Consider the following 22,234-nt stretch of genomic DNA (forward strand, 5'->3'; position numbering starts at 1 on the left):
AGAGTCCCAACCAGCCTCAATCATGTTTCTACAAGTAGGGGGCGAACTGTTTAGTTGACGGGATCACTAGCCCCACGGGTGCTTACGTTCTACCCCGGCTACCGCTATCATATATCGATATAAAAAATGGTCAACCAGAAATATCTGGCTGACCTTATAATACGAACGGGTGCTTTAGTAAAAAACGGACATCAAAATACAATGAGCTTGGAGATACATTTCCCAGCTCATTTTTATATGCATTTTTTGTCTCTATCGCTTAGAATGCAATGTCTCTCAGTCTTAATTTATCTGCGGTTTCCCATGTTCCATGAACACTTGCCAAGATAAGCATTTGCTTTTTCTTGCTCAAATCACTTTCCATTTTTCTATTGTCAAGGAATTGAAACCACACCAGATAAAGCTGTAAATACTTCGTAGAAACACCATTAAAACGACTTATCCAATTCTTTAAACGGGAATGGTAATTATTAATATTATTGAGGTGGTAGATACCTTTCTTTACATATTCTTTCCTACTGGCATTTATGATGACGTGTTCCAAATCGGTTTTAGATGTATACGATTTGTAAGAATTGTGGGCATCGGAAATAAGCACCGTATCACGCTTAAAATGCGATGTAAGGGTGGTATCAATTTGTTCCATTAGAATTCTACCTGAACCGACTCGCTTTGAAAGGGTTGTTTTGTTTCTGTCCCTAGCCACTAATACACAGATTTGTTCATTGGAAATACCTCTTTTTGTAGCGGAACCGCCCCGTTTTCTTGGTTTACGGTTCTCAATAACTCTTCGTCCTTTATAGCTTTCTAAGAAGTATGTTTCATCTACTTCTACTAATCCTTCAAAAATACCGATACTTTCTTTTGAGAGAGCGGACAACACTTTGTGACGCCAGTAAAAAGCGGTTACGTGAGTGATGCCGATTTTTTTAGCCGTTTTACGAAGTGATAGACCATTCAACATACACTCAATAAATGGAATCCATTTGTCTGCCTTTTTCGAACGATACATAGGGGAGTTGGTCAAATCACTGCTTAATTTACAACAGTCTTTGCACTTATATCGTTGGCGACCGTCTCGTTTGCCATGGCGAACCACTGATGTACTTCCACAATGACGGCAATGAAATCCATGCGAAAACTTCCTCTCTCTCAATTCACCAATTAATGCACCTTGTTGCGAAGCTGACGGCGAGAAATGACGAGTTAGATATCCTAAAATCGCTTCTTTGTCTCTATCGTTTAAAGAAGAAATATCATTTATTATGTTTGCTAATGTCATTTGAATTACCCCTTTTGTTATTAGTACAGTTAGGATACTACAAAAGAGGATGATTTAAACAAAATCAACCAATAACTTTAACATAGCCATTTAAAAAAACATCCAGTTCTTCGTTGGTCGGAAATCTAGATTCTAGCTCTATATATTACAAGGTAAAGAGAGGTTAATTCCATTTGAATTGACCTCTCTTTTTGCCAAGATATTTAGTTCTTTACCACGATAACTACATCTATAAGGACTTAATACATACCGTACGAGCGATTCACCGCATACGGAGTTCCAAATAAACCAATTTATTCTTTCTATGTATAAGCAGATGAGTACTAATTTTCCAAAGTTAGATTATTGCATTGTTACATTTCAGTCGTAATTTGTTTACTTTTTCTATTTGCTTTTTTGAATGCTTTAAGCTTTTAAGAACTTTTCAATTTGTGCTTTGTCTTTCAAATGTATAAGTTGTTGTATAGCTTTATTCAAAATTATTAAGTTCGAGTAGCTATCATCTTTTGAAATGTTAAAAGGATTAATATGATGACATAGAGTGAAAACAATCGATCTATTAAATGTGTCGCTAATTATGGTGTTACCATCATATCAGTTTAAAACATTTCCAAATCAACAAAAAAGAACAGTCCATTTAAGTGGAAATTAGTGAACGCATTAAACTTCAGTCGTTTTTTTTAAAGTAGTCAAAGGTGACAATTCTTTATTTCCCAAAACGGTCAAAAAGGTTTATGAATGGATGGTCGATTTGAGGACCACAATCCTTTACAATAGGAAGATATGGTTTGGACGGGTTAGGAGTGTTTTGGTTGTGAGTGTGGTGAAAAGTATAGATGTGACGCGGTGCAACTTAGCTGTGAGCAGTCGGTTTAAAAAGAGTAAGCCGAAAATGGTAGATGAATTGACAAGCTTGTTGAATGCATCTCCCATTGTGGAAGTGCATATGGAACGTCTTGCAGATGGACAGGCAAATCAGCGACGCGTGTCGTTATATATAGATTCAGAAACAATTGAAGGCACCCCGGTTATGGAATGTGAATGGATTGGGAATGGGCTTGAGGTTTCTCATTTTTACATCACGAAGAAGCGTCTGCAATTAGGAAATAACCGACATCTGCACATGAAGATGGCGTTTGATCGTAAAGGGCTAGTATCTACTGAAATGACACTAACTCTATATCGAATCATTCAATCTTTACCCATTGCTTCCGACCGATCGGAGTATGTAAAGAAACGGATTTCAAGTTGGGAATCTTATTTACATGTAATGGAGCGAAACGCAGATGTGGATCGACTGGAGATAGGCATTCGAGGAGCACGATTAAGTCCTGATTTCCGCAAAGTAACGTTTGAACTACAAAAGCTACCAAACGGATTTGATAAATATTATAAAAGGTCAGCTGTTAAATTAGTGGAGACGAACCAAAGCCTAGGGAATGTTGTACAAGTTCAAATAGGTAAGCGAAGTATCGATGTGGAACTAGGCAGAGATCTTCAAGAAAAGGCACGAACAGGAAAATGGCGAGTGCCTGCGAGCGGTAAACTCGCATTTGATAATGTAGCGGAAATGGCACAAATCAATCGATTAAAAGATGGCTTTAAGCGTCTTGAAAATGGTTGGGCGGTTAACCCGAATCTTGAAAAGCTACTATTTGAAAAACGACCAACTGTGCGAAAAGGCAAAGTACCAGAGGACTTATCCTTCAAACAAAATCTAAATGAGTTTCAAAGACAGGCAGTAGAAGGCGCGATTGCTGCAAATGATATGTATGTGATCCAAGGTCCCCCTGGAACCGGGAAAACCACGGTTATATCTGAAATTTGTTATCAGCACGCGAAGATGGGATTGAAAACGCTTGTCGCTTCTCAATCGAATTTAGCGGTAGATAATGCACTCGGTAAATTGATGAAGGACCAAGACATTCGAATTTTACGTATTGGTCGAAGTGAAAGTATCGAGGAAGAAGGGCAGCGCTTTGTGGAAGAGCAAGTGGCCCTTTACTGGAAAGAGCAGACGCTTTCGTCGATTCAAACGCATGTGAATCAGTTCGAAAAAGAAGGACATGCCTTACTGGCTGCGATTAAAGATACCGAAGAAACCGTCTCGTATTTAAAGATTGAAATAGAAGAGCTTGAAACAAAGAAAGTTGAAAAGGCTCAAGCGAAAGAAAAATTAAGCAAACTAAAGCTCGATTTGGAAACAAGTCAGACGTACGTTCAAGAGTTGAATCGCAAAAAGAGCCAATTCGAACGTCAATTAAATATGAGCGAAGACATTTTAGAAGATGCGAAAAGCAGATATGCGCGATTAAACAATCAGGTCGCCTTATACGCTGGAACGGGTGAATTCGCAAAACTGCATTCACGACTTTTAGATGGAGTTAATGAACTTCAGAAACAGTTCGCCTATTTACAAGTTGAGATGTCACTTCAGAATAAACGAAGCGAGCGTCAGAATGCTGAAGTCCAACTTAAAGGTTTTCAAGATCAACTAGCATCTTTTGTACATGCAGCTGAGCAAACTCCTCATGTGAAAAAAATCCCGGAACTGCAAGCTTTAATCGGACGGGATGAATGGACTCGAACAAATGAAATCGACTCGCTAATTCAACAGATGGGTCAATTGCGTGTGAATTATCAAGCTTCCATGCAATTAGGGAACCATTCTGAAGTAGATGCTACTTTGAATAAAGCCATTACGTATGCTGAGCAACAGTTGCATGCTCACCAATACAATATGAAAATGCTAGCAAAGAAAATATCGATGTTGCCTCACGTAACAGGAGTAAAGCTAGAAGATGTTTATGTGAAAAAAGTAATCGATGCTTTCCGGGATTATACGAAACAAATGAATGCGTTCCGAGAGCCTTTGCAACAAGCGGATCGCCAAAAGTTATCGGCGATTTATGAACATATGGTGGTTTTAAAAGCTTCTCGTACCGCGTTTTTTAAAAACAAGGTTTCTCAAGGTCAAGGGAATGAACAGATTAAGAATGAGATTTTAACGACTTTTGAAAAGTTAAAAGAAGTTGTTGGACAAGCACTTGTTACTCGTCAGCAAGAAGTAGAGGTTGAGATTTCTTTATTGGACCCAAAACTAGCGACACTCGATGAAGAGATTGTCTCTGTTGAACAGTCTTTATTGGAAATGAATGAGGTTGCAATAGCACCACTGCATGAAGTGGAAAAAGTTCTTGGGGAGAAGAAGTTAGAACTTGAACAACTGGGAACGGAAGAGAGTTACGTAGAAGGTTTAGAACAAGCATCTGCTGCGCAACAAGCCGTTGTGCAAAAACGTCAGCATGAAATGACGCAGTTCAAAACGACGATTGATGAATTACAACAAAAAACGTCTGATGAACAACAAAAGCAAGAATCATTTGCTCACGAAATGTCCGAATTAGAAGAGATTGTTTTAATCGACTTCGACGCTTTACTTAGCAAAGTGAAATCGGATTATGAACAGAAGTCTGGCCAATTAAGTGAACTTAGAAGGAAAGAGACGTTGTTGAGCGTATCGAACGACATACGCTTGGAATGGCAAGAAATGCTTCAGGAATCTACGGCTTACGATTTAGATGAAATCAAGAAATTGTATATCCAATACGCAAACGTCATCGGAGTTACTTGTTCCATTTCGGCAAGTAAAGATTTCGTGAATCAATACCCCGATTTTGACGTGGTCATTATTGATGAAGTATCCAAAGCAACGCCGCCAGAACTGTTATTGCCAATGCTAAAAGGGAAGAAAATCATCTTAGTTGGGGACCATCATCAATTACCGCCACTCGTTGGACAAGACACGATGGATGAAGTGCTTGAAGAAATGACAGACCCAACCGAAAAAGCTGATTTGAAAGCGATTTTGAAGGAATCTATTTTCGAGCGTTTCTTTAAAGACTTACCTGACGATAGCAAAGCTACGCTACGTATTCAGTACCGAATGCACGAGCACATTATGGAAACCATCAACCCGTTTTACTTAGAGAAAAACTACGGACTGGAGTGTGGTTTGACTGACTCCAATAAAGACCGGGACCACTTGCTCGATGGGAAGCAATTTAAACGTGGTCAACATATTCTTTGGTATGATATGCCGAACGCGAAAGGCTATTTAGAGGAGCGGGAACAACATAATCGAAGCTTTTATAATGCAGCTGAACTGACACAAATTCGAGCGTTGTTGCTTGATTTAAATGAAGCGACTGCCTCTGCGAAACAAAAAGGTGATCTAGATCAACATGTGAAGAAAAAAGTCGGCGTGATTAGTTTCTATGGGGAACAAGTGAAGAAAGTGGACCGTATGCTAAGCCAAGAGCTTGACCTTCCACATCTTCACACCCGAACTGGAACAGTTGATAAATTCCAAGGGATGGAGATGGATGTGATCATCCTCAGCTTTGTACGAAACCATCTGCAACCAGATGCCAATATTGGCTTCTTAAAAGATTACCGTCGACTCAATGTAGCCTTATCAAGAGCGCGCGAGCTCCTCATGATTGTAGGAAGTGTGGATATGTTCACGCAAAAAGCATTGAAAGAACCTCAACGAAAAATGTTTGAACACGTATTACACGTGGTGAATAAACACGAGGGCTTAAAAGTATTAGAAGCGAGCAAAAGGTAGGAAGTGAAGCAATGAGTGTCAATCCGCAAGTCGAAAAAGAAATGGCGAAGATAGCCAAGCAGTTTACAGAACAACCTCATATGCGTTTACTTGGAAGTGAAGCATGGGTCTTTCCGATTCAACTCGCGGATGTTCAAATGAAAACCGTGGTTAGAAGTCAGATGGATGTCTTAATGAAAATGATTTTGAAGATTCTAAAGAAATTAGCTGTTAAAGAAGCGAATGAAATCGGTGAACTCTTAGCGGTAGAAACCATCTTTGTCGAGCATATGCTGGCTTTATTAAAACAAAACAAAATGGTCCAAAAAGCAGAAGGCTTGTACCAACTGACGCCTCTTGGAACGGAACATTTAAATCGAGGCACATTTGTCCATGACCCAACCGATGAACAAATCGACCTTTTTTATAGTCCATTTCATCAAGAAGTGTTAACTCATGACTATGAGCAACAAATGATTGAAGACACGGATGATTTAGCTGAATACCGAATCGAACAAGACACTCCGCAAAAGGATGTCACCACCTTAAATGACGACCAAATAATCCAAATGATTTTAGATTCAGGTTATGAAGTGTTAGTGGATGCTGGTCAGAAACAAATTGACGAAATCACATCGATTCAGGTTAAAGAAACCTTACCCGCAGTATGTTTCGAATTTCATTTACACGATACAACCGAAGATCTGGTCTTTATACGCGTATGGAATACGTGGACAGGCAGCTTTGATGTAGCCTTTGAAACGGAGCTGAATCAAAAAGAAGCAAGTCGATTAAGAAAACAGTATTTCGAGCCAGAAACAGAAATAGACAAATAAAGTGTTTAAACAATCTTAGATTAATTTAAGAAAATTAAAAACTAATTTGACAGTTCATTTGTCGTAGTAAATTTTAATAGTAAAAGGAATTGAATCTAGAATATGGTAATGTAAATAAAACGGAATAATACTGTTGGAAAGTCAAAGTCTGAGTAAAACATTTGCTATTGCTAAAGGGGATGAATTAAATGGATAAATTTTATTCGCTGTGTCTTCAAGGAGATATAAATTCAGCAATGGAATACCTTAATTGTATTCAGCCAAAAACAAAAGAAATTGAATTACTACAGCAGAAATATAATGAGAGATTTTTTGTGCAAAATTCAGATGAAAATATTCTGACAGAAGATCCCTGGATTAAAGATGTCGTGTCAGCTTATCATGCTTATTTTAGAACTGTATTAACAAATGTAGAAGTAATGGGTGAAGCTGAGTTAAATTTGAATAATAGTTTAAAGATGCATTTAAACGTGGAGTCATCTGAAGATATAGATGAAACCGAAAATGAGTTGGCTTCTATTTTTTCTGAAAAAGGATATTATTTCTTGGGTGGAGTTACGCCACCATTTAGAGGCGCATATATTTGGAAGCGTATGGAGACATTGAATTTTGATGTTGAAATACCAAATCAAATGATTACAGTTTCTGTACATATGATGTCAGAATTTTTATTGGAAGGTTGGATGGGTTACGCCACGTTTAATAATAGAGCTGTCGGAGGGTGGGCAAATGAAAATGGGTTGTATTGTAATTTGAAGCGTTACAAGAACTTAGATGATGACAGTTTTCAAGTATCCTATTTAAAACACGAAGCTCAGCATTTATATGACTACACACATTTTCCTGAATTGAAATCCGATGCATTAGAATATCGAGCAAAACTAGTAGAACTTATTTATTCCAAAAACCACTTAATCTTAAAGAAATTCCTGAACGATGCAAAAAATGATCCGAATTTCCCCCATCCCTATTCTTCTTACAAAATTATAAAAAGCTTGTCTTTTATCATTTTTAAAAAAGATTATGAGCCTAATATTAATGCATGGTTAGAAACCGATTATCAAATCGTATCTTCCACAGCTCTAGAGCTTTTTGATCAGAATACAAGTGAACTAAAGATGGTTAGTACAGATGTTACTTGAACATTCTTTAGCCTCTTCAATAGCCACAAGTAAATACGATTAACAGATTCTTTACTTCATTTTGAACTAATTATCTTTTTGTGAAAATTAGTAACTAATTTATAAAAGGTGATATGAAGGAACATGAAAAAAATAGTTATTTTCTTGTTGTTAATAAATATTTTAGGTGGATGTTCGTCAAAGTACATGGAATTCTCAGGTGAAAGTGAGAGCTGGGAAGGGAAATACTCAGTAAATCTTCACGACAATGACGAGGACGGAAGCTATACTTTTTTCTATAAAAATGGAGATGGCAACACTATACTTAAGAATATTGAGATTAAAGTTGGTACCGGTATTAAGGAAAGTAAGCTGTTTTCGGAAGAACATCAAGGAGCTAACTTTACAATGAAATCGTCTTGTCAAAATTGTTCGGTAACCCAAGAAAATGAAAAAATTGAAGTTACTATTAAATGGGATAATCAGCATGAGGAAACTTTTGTCTTAGATTCTAAATAAAATAAGTGTTAGGCAATTGCTATCTATACTTTAATTGAGAATTAACAAAAGTGTTTATTAAAAAGGAGGAAAATCAATATGACGGATTTCGAAATGGCTATGCAGGAATTAGAAGCACTTAGTAATGAACGAATGAAGAAGATTTATATCAGTAACGGTGCACAAGAACCTCTATTTGGCGCGGCTACAGGTAAAATGAAGCCGATTGCTAAAAAAGTAAAGGGAAATCAGCTTGTAGCTGAACAACTTTATGCAACGGGAAATTACGACGCTATGTATTTGGCCGGTATGATTGCGGATACGACGAGTATGACTGAGTCGGATTTCGAGCGCTGGATCGATGCAGCTTATTTTTATATGATTTCCGATCATGTGGTTTCGGTTACTTTAGCTGAAACTGATTTCGCACAAGCTGTTGCAGATAAATGGATCGCAAGTGGTGAAGAACTTAGAATGTCGGCAGGTTGGAGTTGCTATTGCTGGCTTTTGGGGAATCGAAAGGATGAGGAATTCAGTACTAGCAAACTTGCCGGTATGCTTGAACAGGTGGAAAAAACAATTCATGATTCACCAGATCGAACGAAATCTTCTATGAATAATTTTGTCTACACTGTTGCAATATCATATGTACCTCTCCATGAACGAGCGGTTGAAACTGCAAAAGCAATAGGACCAGTCGAAATCAATCGAGTAAAGAAAAAAACCAGTATCCTACTTGCTTCCGAAAATATTCAAAAAGCTTTAGACAGAGGGCAGCTTGGTTTTAAACGTAAACATGTAAGATGTTAAAGTTTTTCCTCCTTGGAATGTCCTGATTCAAACCAATAAATTCTATAATTTTAGGAGAATCTATAGTGCTTGTAGTTAAAACGAATATACTGATTCATAAACCGTTAGAGGAAGTAGTGAATTTTTCGGCTGCTCCTGATAATGCACCCTTATGGTATAAAAATATTGATAGTGCCGAATGGAAGACTGGTCAATCGCTGAAAGTGGGTAATCAAATTGCATTCCATGCTAAATTCTTAGGACGGGACCTGGCATACACATATGAAATCAAGGAACTCATTCCGATGAAAAAGCTTGTCATGGAGACTGCCAATGGTCCTTTTCCTATGATGACGATTTACGAGTGGGAGAATGACGGTACTGAATCCACCAAGATGTCTCTGATTAATCAAGGAACACCTACTGGTTTTTCTATACTTGCAAAACCTTTCATGGGTTTAATGATGAAGAGAGCAAATGAAAAAGATTTACAACTTCTTAAGAAAATTATGGAATAAAAAATTCTGTCACATGAAGATGACAGACTTGGATTTAGTGTTCAAATTAATGTGATTGACTTAGACTCCTTCATAAGGAGTCTATTTTCTTAAGTAAGTGCCACATCAAGTGGGTTCATTATTTCGTTTTTCTTTTTTTAGCTGCGTATATAGCGATAAATGTTCCAGATAAAACCGTAATCCATAAAATAAGATCCATGCAATTAGCTCCAATCGGTCATTTTATCTATCTATACGTGTAAAATTGATGAAAGATTCATGTAGGATATAAATACAGAACGGAGGCTATGTAATGGAATATGTTCTCGATCACGTAGGAATTGCTGTTCGCAATATTGATGACGCTCTTCCCTTTTATCTACATGTACTAAATGGTTCACTAGAGGATCGCTATACAAGTGATACTCCTGGTGTTGAAGTACATGTTGCTGTTGTTAAAACGAATGATAAAATAATTGAATTATTAGCTCCAACTAACAAGAACTCACCAATTGCTCGATTTCTAAAGCAGCGAGGAAAAGGGGTACACCATATCGCTTATCGAGTGGACGATTTGGATAAAGCGATACAGGAGGCACGTAAAGATGGAGTTCAATTTCTAGAAGACACACTCCGTACAAATATTCGGGGAAGAAGGCTTATTTATTTAAATCCCGTTTCAACAGATGGCACTTTAATTGAACTGTGTAGTTATCCAAACAGTTAGCATGTTGGTTGGTCGCATTATGTTAAACCCTGACTATGCGAAGTAAGCTTCTGCGTCTGCAGAAGCCTCAGAGTTTGGTCTATCGCCAAATTAATGGATTGTTACGCCATATTATCGGTTTGAAACGCTATATTAAAAGCACCAAACGCTATTTTTTCGAAGAATCGTGCCAGATTATGTGAAGGATGTGAAGTACATCCCAATGCTCAGGTGCATACGTTATTTGTATAAACTGTGAAGGGATTGAGAAAATGTACTATGTTCCTCATATGTATCAGTGTCCTCATTACGTTCATGTACCCATGTGTACCTGCGGCAGACAGTATCCTTACCAAGCTTTTCCTCAAGGAACCGACATTTCAAACAATGCTGAGAGTATTTTATTAAAAGATTATGGACCAAAACCTTTTGTTGTTAATATCAATGAAGCAACGAAGCAAAATGATACGTATCGAACGGCTTTATGGACCGGAGAACATTTACAAGTTACGTTAATGAGTCTCAATGTTGGAGAAGATATCGGTTTAGAGATGCATCCCGATGTGGACCAATTCCTTCGTATTGAACAAGGACAGGGAATCGTTCAAATGGGCAAGCGTAAGGATCACTTGAATTTTCAAAGAAATGTCTATGATGATTCTGCAATTGTAATACCTGCTGGCACATGGCATAATTTAACCAATACAGGTACTGAACCATTAAAACTTTACTCGATTTATGCACCTCCAAATCATCCATTTGGTACTGTACATGAAACTAAAGCCGAAGCACTAGCTGCGGAAAAAGAACATAGTCATGGCAATGGAAATACCGATAATTCTGGAAGGACTCCTGATGAATGGGTTCGATATACAGAATATCTAGTCGATGAAGGATTAGAAGATGTGAAAAGAGGCATAAACGCTACACACATTCTTCAAGAATTTATTCTAATGGGGGTTCTTGTAGGTAAAGGGTATTCGCCTCAAAAAGCATACGAGACGGTAGAAGAATGGGAACGTACTGGAGAATCAAAACTTCTTCAACAAAGTAAAAATATGTAGCGAACCTAATAAATTATAGACAAAGCGTTGATCCATAAGGGATTGACGTTTTTGTATGTGAAATTAATAATGAGGATGATAATCATCGTATTTTCTTATAGCTTCTGATACCTAAAATTTTTTTATGAATTATCTAAAATCATAAGAAAGTAAAAAATGGGATAAAGTTATTTGTTTTGCAGAATGGTATTCAACAATCGAATTAATTGAGCATTACCCTCATTTGTTATCAATACTAATCTAAGTTATGTGTATAGAAGATGAGCTGTTTTTTGTTGAAATTATTTATTTTCTTGTCTAAGTTATCATTTAAGTGGAAATGTAAAATGTATACCAAACTCTATCTAAAACTTCCAGAACCATAATAAAGTGTTATGATTAGTTATCTTTTTATTCTGGAATAGGTGGGACTTAAAAAACAAATGCTTACAAGAAATAAGAAAAATGAAGAAAATAAAACTAATATAAAACCTTTACTAAAGATTTTACTGTTTATGGCTATTTTTCTGTTTATTATTTGGCTTATGATCGTCTTTTTTTTATCATTTTTTTATGATTCAAACAAAGTAAAAGTAAATGTATTTGAAGAGCATTCACATTCTTTAACAAGTTTGAAATCGGGGACATTAAAGAAATTATTCGATTATACTAATCCTCAAGATAATTTAGTTGATTCTAAAAGTAATGTGGATAAAAAGTCAAAAATTCACACGAATGTTCAAGACAGAGATGAATTTCAACCAACTATGAAGAATCTTTTTAAAGATAGAGATCTCACCATAAAGAATATTGATGCAATTTTTAATAATATAGAATCCCCAAAGAAAATTAAAAAATCACATTCAACTTTTGGAAAAGAAGTTGTATTTATTTATCACACTCATAGTAGAGAATCATTCTTACCTTATCTCAAAGACACTCTACTACCGGAAGAAGCTTACCATGAGACAGCAAATATTACATTAGTTGGGGAAATGCTTGGAAGAGCACTAGAGAGAAGAGGGATTGGAACGGAAGTAGATTCTAGTGACATAGTAAAAATACTAGAATTCCGAGAGTTGGACTACAGTAGTTCGTATGCTACTTCGAGAGGCTTAGTTCAGGCTGCTCTCAAAGAAAATAATGATTTAGATTTGTTTTTAGACGTCCATCGGGATTCTTTGAACAAAGATTCTACTACTATCAAATTAAATGGAGAAAACCATGCTCGGCTGTTATTTGTGGTTGGAACAGGCTATGAGGATTTTGAAAGCAATCTTAATTTTGCTGAAGCACTAGATGAAATGCTCTCAGCTCAATACCCCGATTTATCGAAGGGCGTAATTCAAAAAGATGGTAGTAGTGGAAATGGCATTTACAACCAAGATCTGTCTCCGAATTCAGTAATTATTGAAATTGGCGGGGTTGATAATACAGTAGAAGAACTTCATAGGAGTACAGAATTGTTAGCTGATGTCATTAGCGATTATTATTGGCACAAAGAAATAACAAATTAGTGAAAAGAAATATCATTAAATTTGTTGCTTAAACATAGCATGTACCCTAAGGTGGTAATGCTAATGAGTGATTTTCATTTATATGTTTTGATTGTATTAGCCGGCATAACAATTTTAACGATGTTATTAGCTCTAAGAAGGAAGAAACATTTTACACTGATGGCTGCAATGATTGTTTCCATGTTTTTAGGTATGTCTGTAGGTTTAACCGCAGGCATAATGTTCGGAGTTATATTCCAAGGGAATTTATTTATTTCTACGATTTTAGGAATGATTTTTGGAATAGTAGCCGGTGCGATGTGCGGGGGAAGTTTTAATCTTATTTCATCAATTGAAGGGGTATTGTCAGGATTAATGGGTGGCATGATGGGTGCGATGCTAGGAGAAATGATTCCGGCCGAACAAGCTAACGTGTTCATTAAAATGTTCTTGCTCATGTCATGCTGCACAATTTATTTGTTGATCATCTTGTCTACCTCAGCCAAAGATACGATAAATAAAATCAGTGCATTAATTAAACCGATTTCAGTTTCGCTTATTATTGGGTGCGTTTTACTTTTAGGGCATTCTTTAGAAAAAGAAGTGTTGAAATTCGCATCTCCTAACTCTGAAAAAGGTATGCATCACGTTTCTGATAAGGAAACACAAAACATTGTGATTGAAACGACTGAAATGAATTACTCGCCGAATGAAATAGTTGTTGAAAAGAACAAGCCTACTACATTTCAATTAATTAATTCGGATCAAATAGAACATGATATAGAAATTGTAAACTTGTCTTTTAAAACAATTACGAAATCTACTCATAATACGCACCATCATGAGGTTTTAGAGAACGTACTACATTTACATGCTGAGGCTCAAAAAACAAGTGAAACGACAGTTGTAATCAATCAAAGTGGAACGTATGAATTTTATTGTACAATTCCTGGTCATAAGGAAAGTGGAATGATTGGGCAATTGGTAGTTCACTAATTTAAATCTTTCTAAATAGATGTTCGTTAATATAGTGTCTGCATAATTTCTCCATAATTATCGTGTATAGTTAGTTTTACTCGAACAATTAGGAGGAAAAATAATGCCAAAAAAATTATTAATGTTAATGATTACTGTTTTTATGGTAGTTACATTAGCAGCTTGTGGTGAGGAAAAAGAAGAAGTAAATCATGAAAACATGAACATGGAATCAAATTCCAACGCACACGAAGGTATGGATATGAATCACTCAGGTTCTGGTGAAGTTCCTGAAGGACTAAAAGTATCTGAAAATCCAACATTTGAAGTAGGAAGCCAAGCGATTATTCAAGCCAATCACATGGAAGGTATGAATGGTGCTGAAGCAACTATCGTAGGTGCTTTTGATACTACTGCGTACATTATTTCATATACACCAACAAATGGTGGAGAGAGAGTGACTAATCACAAATGGGTCATTCAAGAAGAAATTAAAGATGCTGGCGAAGAAACATTTGAGACAGGTTCAGAAGTTATAATAGAAGCAGACCACATGGAGGGAATGGATGGAGCAATTGCTGAAATTGACTTTAGTGAAAAAACAGTTGTTTATATGATTGATTACACTTCAACAATTGGAGGAGAAAAGGTAACAAATCACAAGTGGGTAACGGAAAGTGAACTTTCTACGAACTAAATTTTTTAGAAATAAATATTCATCAATATGTAAAAAGAGCTTATTCCCAAAGGAACAAGCTCTTTTTTGCATATTAAGATCCAAATAATTGATGATAAAATAGGGTAAATAAGATGATTCTTTACAGAATTATTATTGAATTGATCATTTGGTAACTGCATAGTTTCTTCATATTTATCAAGTATTATAGGTCAGAAGGAAGGGGGTATTGCATGAATGTAATATCTGTAAAATTGGCTGCTTATTTTTTCCTCACCGTTCTCGTTATGGAATCGTTACTCATGTTATATCTCCATCAAACAATCATTCATTCGAGAGTGAATGAGGAATTTTCACAATTGGTTTCAAGAGGTTCCAATCACCGTGACGCACTTGAAGACAGTTATTCCAAAAATACAATGCGTCATATTTCGTTGATGGAATATAACAGTGCTAAACAAGTTGCTATAACAGACGATGATTATAACTTATTAATTAGCTCAGAAGAAAATCAGACAAATTTAGAAATACTTATAAGTGGTTTTTCAGATAGTAAATTTAACGAAGATCGAATCGTTGAAAGAAACTGGAAAAAAGAGGAGTATATCATCAGTTTGCATCCTTACAATGTAAACGGACAACAAGCTGGCTATGTCTTACTTTTTCAAAGCACCAAGGATCTTCAAACCCTTGTTAATAAACTTAATTTCCATTTTATTTTAGCTGGATTAGCTAGTTTAATTTCATTATGTATTGTGTATCTAATACTTTCTAAATTCTTAACTCGACCGTTAATTCGGATGAAAGAAGCAACAGAAAAATTAAGTGAAGGTGAATTTAATGTCACACTACCAAAACAAGGAAATGATGAGCTAGGTGATTTATCAAATGCTATTCGAAAATTAGCATCTGATTTAGAACGAGTAAAAAAAGACCGAATGGAATTTTTAGCATCGATTTCCCATGAACTTCGAACTCCACTTACTTATTTATCGGGATACTCGAAGGTTGCTATGCGACCGGAGTTAAATGATGAGGAACGTAAAAAATATCTCTCAATTATTGATGAAGAATCATTACGGATGACGAAATTGGTAAAGAATCTTTTTGACATAGCTAAAATGGATGATAATAGTTTTACTGTTTCTAAACAATCCATTCAAGTATTACCTTTCTTTCTCCATTTATATGAAAGGGTGTTACCGTCATTTAATATGAAAGGAATTAACTTAATAGTGGATTGTAATGAAGACTTTGAGATGCTCGCTGATCCATTGCGGTTGGAGCAAATCGTGCTGAACTTATTGGATAACGCTCTTAAATACTCTTCTGAAGGAACAACAACTACTTTAGCTATAACACAAAAAAACAACAATAAGACCGAGATTTCCGTTCTCGATCAAGGTATTGGTATACATGAAAATGATTTTACCCACATCTTTGAAAAATTATTTAGAGTTGAAAAATCTCGTTCACGTGATTTTGGAGGTTCAGGATTAGGTCTTTCTATTGTGAAAGATTTAGTGGTGGCTCATGGTGGCACAATAGATGTGAAGAGTGCACTTGGAAAAGGTAGTCAATTTACCGTCATAATCTAGGAAGGGAGCATGTAATTGAAAACAATTTTATTAGTAGACGATGAACAAAGAATGTTGGATTTGCTGGAATTATTTTTAATGCCCAAGGGCTATAAATGCATAAAGGCTAAAAGTGGGGAAGATGCATTGGAAATTCTTGATGAAGAGGAAATTCATTTGGTTATATTGGATGTGATGATGCCATTTATGGACGGCTGGAAAACATGTAAAGAAATAAGGATACGAACGGTCGTTCCAATTTTAATGTTAACAGCAAGAACAGATAAGTCTGATATCGTTAAAGGATTAAATTTTGGTGCGGATGATTATTTAACAAAGCCTTTTGACGATCAAGAATTACTTGCAAGGGTGAATGCATTATTCAGACGGGTGTCTAATGATCAAGTAGAGGAGCAAAAGATAATTAAGTACGAGGAGTATGAATTGGACACACAATCATATACTTTAAACTTTCAAAATAAACATGTGGCCTTAACGATGAAAGAATATAAAATAATCGAAGCTTTAATTAGTCAACCGAAACGTACATTTACGAGGGATCAATTACTTTTCCTTGCTTGGGATTATCATTCAACCACTGACATTCGTACGGTTGACTCGCATATTCGAAACTTGAGAGACAAACTTAAGAATGCTGGTTTTTCTACAGATCAATTTCTTCACACTGTTTGGGGGATTGGTTATAAATGGAAGTGATGTCTAACAGTGAGTAATAATTAGGTGAAATTGGTTGCTTAAAATAAATACTTCTATATTCCATATATTTCTTTCGATAATAAAAAAGGATATACCACCAAAGATGTCTTTTAGAAAAAATGGCGGAAAACCACACAGGAATTGACTTTTAAACTTATGGAACAAAATATTTCTTATCATAATTATTTTAGGAACAAATTTGAACTTGTCAAAACAGTAACCAAAGAGAAAATGGCAGATGGCGTAAATATAGCCTCTGCCATTTTTTATTCCTGAAATGTTGGTCATATGTTGAGTAACTTTGTATTCAATTATATTCAACACATTATGTTAACTATAATTCAGGTTTGTAAACCTCATGTAAATTCCTTCAGTGATCTTTCTATAAGTATTTTACTAAGACGATATTAATTGCAGTTCTATTAATACAATAAATAAGAGTTTTATGATACGGGAACCCCTTTTTAGTAATTACACTGATTTCAATTCCTCATAAAAAAACCATTCTCTGATTCTTTCTACCTCCTATCACGCAACTTACAATATCGTTACACCCACTTAATATCATATTAAAACTAAAGAAATATAATAAATTCAAGATAAGAGGAGGAGGAAAACATAATGATCAATAAAAAATTGACAAAAAAACTTTTACCCTTAGCAGTTATGACTACAGTTGCAGTTGGTAGTTTAGGAGGAACTTTTTCTACCGCTGAGGCAAAAGATGTAAAGTCAAACAATGCAGAAATAAAAAATGTTATTGTCCTTATTGGGGATGGCATGGGAGTATCGTATACAACCGCATATCGTTATTTACAAGATAGCTCTGACTCGAAATTCGCGAAACGAACAGAGCTTGATAAATATCTTGTTGGTCAACAAATGACCTATCCAGAAGATCCAGTTCAAAATATTACTGACTCAGCTTCCGCTGCAACAGCAATGTCCGCTGGTATTAAAACATACAATAATGCCATCGGGGTTGATAATGATGGATCAGAAGTAATAACTGTATTGGAATCTGCGAAAGAACGCGGGAAAGCAACTGGACTTGTCGCAACTTCTGAAATTACACATGCTACTCCTGCATCATTTGGTGCACATGATGAAAGTCGTAAAAATATGAATGCTATTGCAAATGATTATTATGATGACCTGGTAAATGGTGAACATAAAGTGGATGTTCTTCTTGGTGGAGGAACTGATTTATTTGTTCGTAACGATCGTGATCTTGTTGAAGAATTCCAAAAAGACGGTTTTAGTTATGTAACAAACAAAGATGAGCTTTTAAATGATGAGAACGAACAGGTACTTGGGTTATTCGCGAAACGCGGAATGCCAAAGATGATTGACCGTACAGAGGACATTCCATCATTAGAAGAAATGACTAATTCTGCAATTGATCGTTTAAATAAAGATGAAGATGGTTTCTTTTTAATGATAGAAGGAAGCCAAATTGATTGGGCGGGTCATGACAATGACATCGTTTCTGCGATGAGTGAAATGGAAGACTTTGAAAAAGCATTTAAAGCAGCAATTGATTTTGCAAAAAAGGACAAGCATACACTAGTCATCGCAACTGCTGACCACTCTACAGGCGGTTATTCTATTGGTGCAAATGGTATATATAACTGGGACGGTGCGCCAATTAAAGCAGCAAAAAGAACACCAGATTTCATGGCAGAAGAAATTGTTAATGGTGCTGATATTGAAGAAACGTTAAAAGAATATATTGATCTTGATTTAACTAGTGAGGAAATTAAATCTGTTAAAGATGCTTCGATTTCTAAAAAAGTAATCGATATTGATAATGCAATTGAAAAGATTTTCGACAACCGTTCTAGCACTGGGTGGACTACTGGAGGCCATACTGGTGAAGATGTTCCTGTCTATGCATTTGGACCATCCGCAAAACGTTTTGCGGGTCAAATTGACAATATTGACATTGCAAAAAACATTTTTGATATTTTAGAAAAAGGGAAAAAGGAAAATAAAACTGTTATTAACGATAAGTAGGGATTGGTTTAGATTAAACGGAGAAAGAAAGTATGGGAGGCTGACATTTAGATATAGAGTCAGCCTCTTCTCTTTCATTGTTAAATTTGAAAATCGGAGGGCTTTACTTGAAAAATATAATTATCCTTATTACACTTGTATCCCTTTTATTATATGGGTGTTCAAGCAACGTACAAAGCAGTTCTGTTTCTGAAAACGAAAAACAGAAAGAAGACGATTATTTAAATGATTACTCATCAAATCCACAAGTGACAGATGATCGTTCACTACTGGAAGTTGGCCAAGAAGTTTCAGATGAAAAAGGGGAAGCTACTTTAAAGGCGATTAATCTTGTGAATGAGACTTACCCTGTTGGCCCGATCGAACTTCGTGTGAAAGATCTGAAGGTTATTCACTTACGACCAGATTACAGCCTTGTTGATTACTTTCATGTTTTGACACATGAAGAAAAATTTAATTTTGTTAAGGTGTTTATAGAAACTGAAAATATGTCCGAAGAAAAAGTGAAATTTGCTCCAATAGCAATGATCGAAACAAGCACAGGTGAGAAGATTGATTGGGAAAAAGATATTTATCTTGAAGATTTAAACGGTGAGATAGACGGTAATACAACTAAAAAGGGCAACATAGGCTTTATTATAGAATCTTCCAAAGACCTTAAATGGATTGAGATTACAACTAGTGATGTATATGATGAGGATGAAAATAAATTGAGCGAATCACAAAAATTAAAAATTGAATTATAGGTGCTAAAATTAATCCTTCAACGTAAATGTGGATGGAGAATCTAATTCGAATATGTTTTAACAGTTAATTGGTAATATAAATGTTTAATAAAAACGCTCAGATTTTTCTGAGCGTCTTTTTTTTGGCTAAATAATTTATTAAATTGTTCGGAATTAAAACATACTGTAATTGGATTATCATCCCAGACTATTGCATAATATCTGTTGTAAACGGGTTTCTAGGGAAGATTTGATTTGGTTATGTTTACTTAATTTTAAAAGGAATGATCTTCCTTTCTCTGTTTATTTATACCAAATATTTTATATACTCAAAAGATAACGCCTATGATTTATGATTAGCCTTAATGTACTAATATATTTTTCTGAATAATTATAATATAGGTCAATGTTACTGTTGCAATATTGTTAATAACATTTTTAATAAAGGGAGTTTAGGATATGAGTATTATTTCAAGTATTAATAGAAGCACTCAAATTTTAGATCAAACATCTGTTTTAGCAGCACTAGAATCAAATTTAGCCATGATAGAATTTAATATAAATAGAGAAGTTATCTGGGTAAATGAAAACTTCGCAGAGAATATGGGATATACAGTTGATGAAATGAAGAATATGCAGCATAAACAATTTTGTACTCCTGAATTCAGTAACAGTAGAAAATATGAAGAATTGTGGGGGAATCTTGAAAAAGGGAATAAGTTTCAAGAAAAGATTCAAAGAATCGATAAAACAGGCAAGTTACTTTGGTTAGAAGCCACTTACATTCCAATTTTAAATGAAGATGGAATAGTTGATGCTGTTCTTAAAATAGCAACCAATATTACAGAGCGAGAAAATAACACGGCAAAAATAATCTCTGAATTAAAGGATATGCCAGTAGAATTGGTAAGTCTAGTTGTTAAAAATTCTAAAGAAAAAATTCAAGCAGTTGAATCACTAAAAAAACAAACTGATTTAATAATTGAAATAACTAAAACCATACGCAATATCTCTACACAAACAAATGTGTTGGCATTAAATGCGGCGATCGAAGCAGCGCGAGTTGGAAAAGAAGGACGAGGTTTTAAAGTTGTAGCTGATGAAGTCCGAAAATTGGCTGGTAATGTTGATGATGCCATCAAAAATGTGAATACAAATGTAGAGAATATTACAATGGAAGTAGAAAAGGTTAGTAAAATTACAGAGGATTTACAAATAACAGTCTCAGAAACTCAAACTAAATTTAACAAAGTTATTGAAGAATTTGAAGGCGTTGCTAAATAAAAAAAGGGATCATTATTTTACTTTAGTAGATATGAAAATTTAGCGAGAATGCTCAATAATTAAAATATAAAACCCCCTTGTTTTGAATTAAGTTTTATCAAAATAAGAGGGTTTACTTTGTTGTGAATTATCATTTTTAACAATAAGATTTTTCGGAGAGTCACTCTCAACTCACTTTTTTTGAAAAGTTCCTGATTCTGAACTAATTTCTTCGTTAATAGAACTGCTTAGTCGAAACTTCTAATAACTCAAAATCCCCTTCAAAATCACCTGAACATTGAATAAGTATATATTTTTTAACATCTTCGTTTGTTTCTGCTATTACATCTTTACACTCATATTCTTCTATAAAATTTCCCCCACTTCATGAAAAACATTAATATTTTCACCGTTAAATGTTAGTGTCATTACTCCACGTTGACCCTCAATTCCATAACGAACATAATTGATTTCAGATTTAATTTGATTTTTAACATTTTCTACAAATGTATTTAAAGCATCGAGATTTTGAATGTGACCATGCTTGCTTACCACTTCTACAATACCTTTTTTGTCATTCTGTACATTTACATCTTCATCAATGTTATTTGATTGACAGCCTGAAATGAGGAGAATAAATATTGTAATACCTATTAAAAAACGCCACATTCTTACACACTCCTTACATATTTAGTTGTAAGTCCTTATTCAACTACCTATCTCTTAATGATTAAATAACAGAGCTTTGAAGCATAGAATAGTCGAAGAAAGAAAAGTTTTTTTACATAATTAACGAGAATATTCACTAATCTGTAATCCTTAAATATTCTTTAACCTCTCAATTTCATCTTCACCGTCCGTATTTATATAACTCTCTCTTTCATGTGCACAATTAACTAACCATTCATTATCACCCTTAAAAAATGATAAATCTTCAGGTAATACATTTGGTTCTGACAAACTCCATTCGTATAGTGAATTTGACAATTCTCTTATAACTTTCTTGGCATTTTCATCCGCATGGTAAAAATAAACTTCTGCTTTATTATCGTCGTCCAAGATTGTACTTGCCCACTTCGATTCTAGCCTCATCTCTTTGAACGAACCTTTAAGCTGATCTAAGATAGGATCTAATGCTCGAATATTCCCCATATCTCTTCTTAGAACGAGATGAAATTCAGTGCAAACTTCGAATGCTAAATCCATTATCGCACCGAAAGTTTCATTTTCTGGGTTTTTATCAATTGTAAAAATCATTAGTTCCATCCTTTTGCTTTTAAATTACTTTATTTACTAACTTGCTCCGTAAGTTTAAGAACATTCCTTCGCTAGCTTATTCACATTTTAACATAAATATCCAATTAAAATAAAACCACCAAAGATAAAAGCGTTTACATTTTTGAGTTTC

Annotated in this window: 19 protein-coding genes; 16 read left to right on the forward strand and 3 right to left on the reverse strand. The window is 35.1% G+C overall.

Features of this window, described 5'->3' with window-relative positions:
* Positions 1-259: 259 nt before the first annotated feature.
* Positions 260-1,282 (reverse strand): IS1595 family transposase, encoded by a 1,023-nt coding sequence (locus AC3EA5_RS10770; RefSeq protein ID WP_488608349.1) that lies wholly within the window; start codon positions 1,280-1,282, stop codon positions 260-262.
* Positions 1,283-2,096: 814 nt separating this feature from the next.
* Here AC3EA5_RS10770 and AC3EA5_RS10775 point away from each other — a divergent pair.
* The 16 genes from AC3EA5_RS10775 to AC3EA5_RS10850 all read left to right on the forward strand — a co-directional run bounded on the left by AC3EA5_RS10775 (position 2,097) and on the right by AC3EA5_RS10850 (position 20,847).
* A complete protein-coding gene (locus tag AC3EA5_RS10775; RefSeq protein WP_488608350.1) occupies positions 2,097-5,912 on the forward strand; it encodes a DEAD/DEAH box helicase in 3,816 nt (1,271 codons plus the stop codon).
* An 11-nt stretch (positions 5,913-5,923) separates the two neighbouring features.
* Positions 5,924-6,727, forward strand: a complete 804-nt coding sequence (locus AC3EA5_RS10780) for a hypothetical protein (protein WP_488608351.1) — start codon at positions 5,924-5,926, stop codon at positions 6,725-6,727.
* A 188-nt stretch (positions 6,728-6,915) separates the two neighbouring features.
* A complete protein-coding gene (locus tag AC3EA5_RS10785) occupies positions 6,916-7,869 on the forward strand; it encodes a hypothetical protein (protein ID WP_488608352.1) in 954 nt (317 codons plus the stop codon).
* Between the two features lie 123 nt (positions 7,870-7,992).
* The gene (locus AC3EA5_RS10790) at positions 7,993-8,367 is read left to right on the forward strand and encodes a hypothetical protein (RefSeq protein ID WP_488608353.1); all 375 of its coding nucleotides are present in this window, start codon (positions 7,993-7,995) and stop codon (positions 8,365-8,367) included.
* A 78-nt stretch (positions 8,368-8,445) separates the two neighbouring features.
* Positions 8,446-9,156 carry a DNA alkylation repair protein gene (locus AC3EA5_RS10795; RefSeq protein WP_488608354.1) on the forward strand — a complete coding sequence of 237 codons (711 nt, stop codon included), beginning with the start codon at positions 8,446-8,448 and terminating at the stop codon, positions 9,154-9,156.
* Between the two features lie 65 nt (positions 9,157-9,221).
* A complete protein-coding gene (locus tag AC3EA5_RS10800) occupies positions 9,222-9,653 on the forward strand; it encodes an SRPBCC family protein (RefSeq protein WP_488608355.1) in 432 nt (143 codons plus the stop codon).
* 292 nt (positions 9,654-9,945) lie between these two features.
* Positions 9,946-10,359, forward strand: a complete 414-nt coding sequence (locus AC3EA5_RS10805) for a VOC family protein (RefSeq protein WP_488608356.1) — start codon at positions 9,946-9,948, stop codon at positions 10,357-10,359.
* A gap of 251 nt (positions 10,360-10,610) precedes the next feature.
* Positions 10,611-11,402, forward strand: a complete 792-nt coding sequence (locus AC3EA5_RS10810; protein ID WP_488608357.1) for a cupin domain-containing protein — start codon at positions 10,611-10,613, stop codon at positions 11,400-11,402.
* Positions 11,403-11,824: 422 nt separating this feature from the next.
* Complete coding sequence (locus AC3EA5_RS10815) at positions 11,825-12,898, forward strand: stage II sporulation protein P (RefSeq protein ID WP_488608358.1); 1,074 nt, start codon at positions 11,825-11,827, stop codon at positions 12,896-12,898.
* A 63-nt stretch (positions 12,899-12,961) separates the two neighbouring features.
* On the forward strand, positions 12,962-13,873 hold the full coding sequence (locus AC3EA5_RS10820; RefSeq protein ID WP_488608359.1) for a cupredoxin domain-containing protein: 912 nt from the start codon (positions 12,962-12,964) through the stop codon (positions 13,871-13,873).
* Between the two features lie 103 nt (positions 13,874-13,976).
* On the forward strand, positions 13,977-14,549 hold the full coding sequence (locus AC3EA5_RS10825; protein ID WP_488608360.1) for a YdhK family protein: 573 nt from the start codon (positions 13,977-13,979) through the stop codon (positions 14,547-14,549).
* Positions 14,550-14,761: 212 nt separating this feature from the next.
* The gene (locus tag AC3EA5_RS10830) at positions 14,762-16,126 is read left to right on the forward strand and encodes a HAMP domain-containing sensor histidine kinase (protein ID WP_488608361.1); all 1,365 of its coding nucleotides are present in this window, start codon (positions 14,762-14,764) and stop codon (positions 16,124-16,126) included.
* Between the two features lie 15 nt (positions 16,127-16,141).
* Entirely contained in the window at positions 16,142-16,822 is a 681-nt protein-coding gene (locus AC3EA5_RS10835; protein ID WP_488608362.1) for a response regulator transcription factor, read from the forward strand.
* Between the two features lie 621 nt (positions 16,823-17,443).
* Positions 17,444-18,838 (forward strand): alkaline phosphatase, encoded by a 1,395-nt coding sequence (locus AC3EA5_RS10840; RefSeq protein WP_488608363.1) that lies wholly within the window; start codon positions 17,444-17,446, stop codon positions 18,836-18,838.
* Positions 18,839-18,945: 107 nt separating this feature from the next.
* Positions 18,946-19,584 carry a hypothetical protein gene (locus AC3EA5_RS10845; RefSeq protein WP_488608364.1) on the forward strand — a complete coding sequence of 213 codons (639 nt, stop codon included), beginning with the start codon at positions 18,946-18,948 and terminating at the stop codon, positions 19,582-19,584.
* Positions 19,585-20,022: 438 nt separating this feature from the next.
* Complete coding sequence (locus AC3EA5_RS10850; protein WP_488608365.1) at positions 20,023-20,847, forward strand: methyl-accepting chemotaxis protein; 825 nt, start codon at positions 20,023-20,025, stop codon at positions 20,845-20,847.
* Positions 20,848-21,192: 345 nt separating this feature from the next.
* Here AC3EA5_RS10850 and AC3EA5_RS10855 read toward each other — a convergent pair whose 3' ends face one another.
* Positions 21,193-21,495 carry a DUF4362 domain-containing protein gene (locus tag AC3EA5_RS10855; protein ID WP_488608366.1) on the reverse strand — a complete coding sequence of 101 codons (303 nt, stop codon included), beginning with the start codon at positions 21,493-21,495 and terminating at the stop codon, positions 21,193-21,195.
* A gap of 150 nt (positions 21,496-21,645) precedes the next feature.
* On the reverse strand, positions 21,646-22,083 hold the full coding sequence (locus AC3EA5_RS10860) for a stage III sporulation protein AH (RefSeq protein WP_488608367.1): 438 nt from the start codon (positions 22,081-22,083) through the stop codon (positions 21,646-21,648).
* Between the last annotated feature and the right edge of the window lie 151 nt (positions 22,084-22,234).

It is taken from the genome of Paenisporosarcina sp., assembly GCF_057785155.1.

Coding starts and splice junctions, on each gene's coding strand:
- AC3EA5_RS10795 (WP_488608354.1), top strand. CDS start 8,446: ATGACGGATTTCGAAATGGCTATGCAGGAATTAGAAGCACTTAGTAAT.
- AC3EA5_RS10820 (WP_488608359.1), top strand. CDS start 12,962: ATGAGTGATTTTCATTTATATGTTTTGATTGTATTAGCCGGCATAACA.
- AC3EA5_RS10790 (WP_488608353.1), top strand. CDS start 7,993: ATGAAAAAAATAGTTATTTTCTTGTTGTTAATAAATATTTTAGGTGGA.
- AC3EA5_RS10840 (WP_488608363.1), top strand. CDS start 17,444: ATGATCAATAAAAAATTGACAAAAAAACTTTTACCCTTAGCAGTTATG.
- AC3EA5_RS10785 (WP_488608352.1), top strand. CDS start 6,916: ATGGATAAATTTTATTCGCTGTGTCTTCAAGGAGATATAAATTCAGCA.
- AC3EA5_RS10805 (WP_488608356.1), top strand. CDS start 9,946: ATGGAATATGTTCTCGATCACGTAGGAATTGCTGTTCGCAATATTGAT.
- AC3EA5_RS10825 (WP_488608360.1), top strand. CDS start 13,977: ATGCCAAAAAAATTATTAATGTTAATGATTACTGTTTTTATGGTAGTT.
- AC3EA5_RS10850 (WP_488608365.1), top strand. CDS start 20,023: ATGAGTATTATTTCAAGTATTAATAGAAGCACTCAAATTTTAGATCAA.
- AC3EA5_RS10770 (WP_488608349.1), bottom strand. CDS start 1,282: ATGACATTAGCAAACATAATAAATGATATTTCTTCTTTAAACGATAGA.
- AC3EA5_RS10855 (WP_488608366.1), bottom strand. CDS start 21,495: ATGTGGCGTTTTTTAATAGGTATTACAATATTTATTCTCCTCATTTCA.
- AC3EA5_RS10780 (WP_488608351.1), top strand. CDS start 5,924: ATGAGTGTCAATCCGCAAGTCGAAAAAGAAATGGCGAAGATAGCCAAG.
- AC3EA5_RS10860 (WP_488608367.1), bottom strand. CDS start 22,083: ATGATTTTTACAATTGATAAAAACCCAGAAAATGAAACTTTCGGTGCG.
- AC3EA5_RS10830 (WP_488608361.1), top strand. CDS start 14,762: ATGAATGTAATATCTGTAAAATTGGCTGCTTATTTTTTCCTCACCGTT.
- AC3EA5_RS10815 (WP_488608358.1), top strand. CDS start 11,825: ATGCTTACAAGAAATAAGAAAAATGAAGAAAATAAAACTAATATAAAA.
- AC3EA5_RS10810 (WP_488608357.1), top strand. CDS start 10,611: ATGTACTATGTTCCTCATATGTATCAGTGTCCTCATTACGTTCATGTA.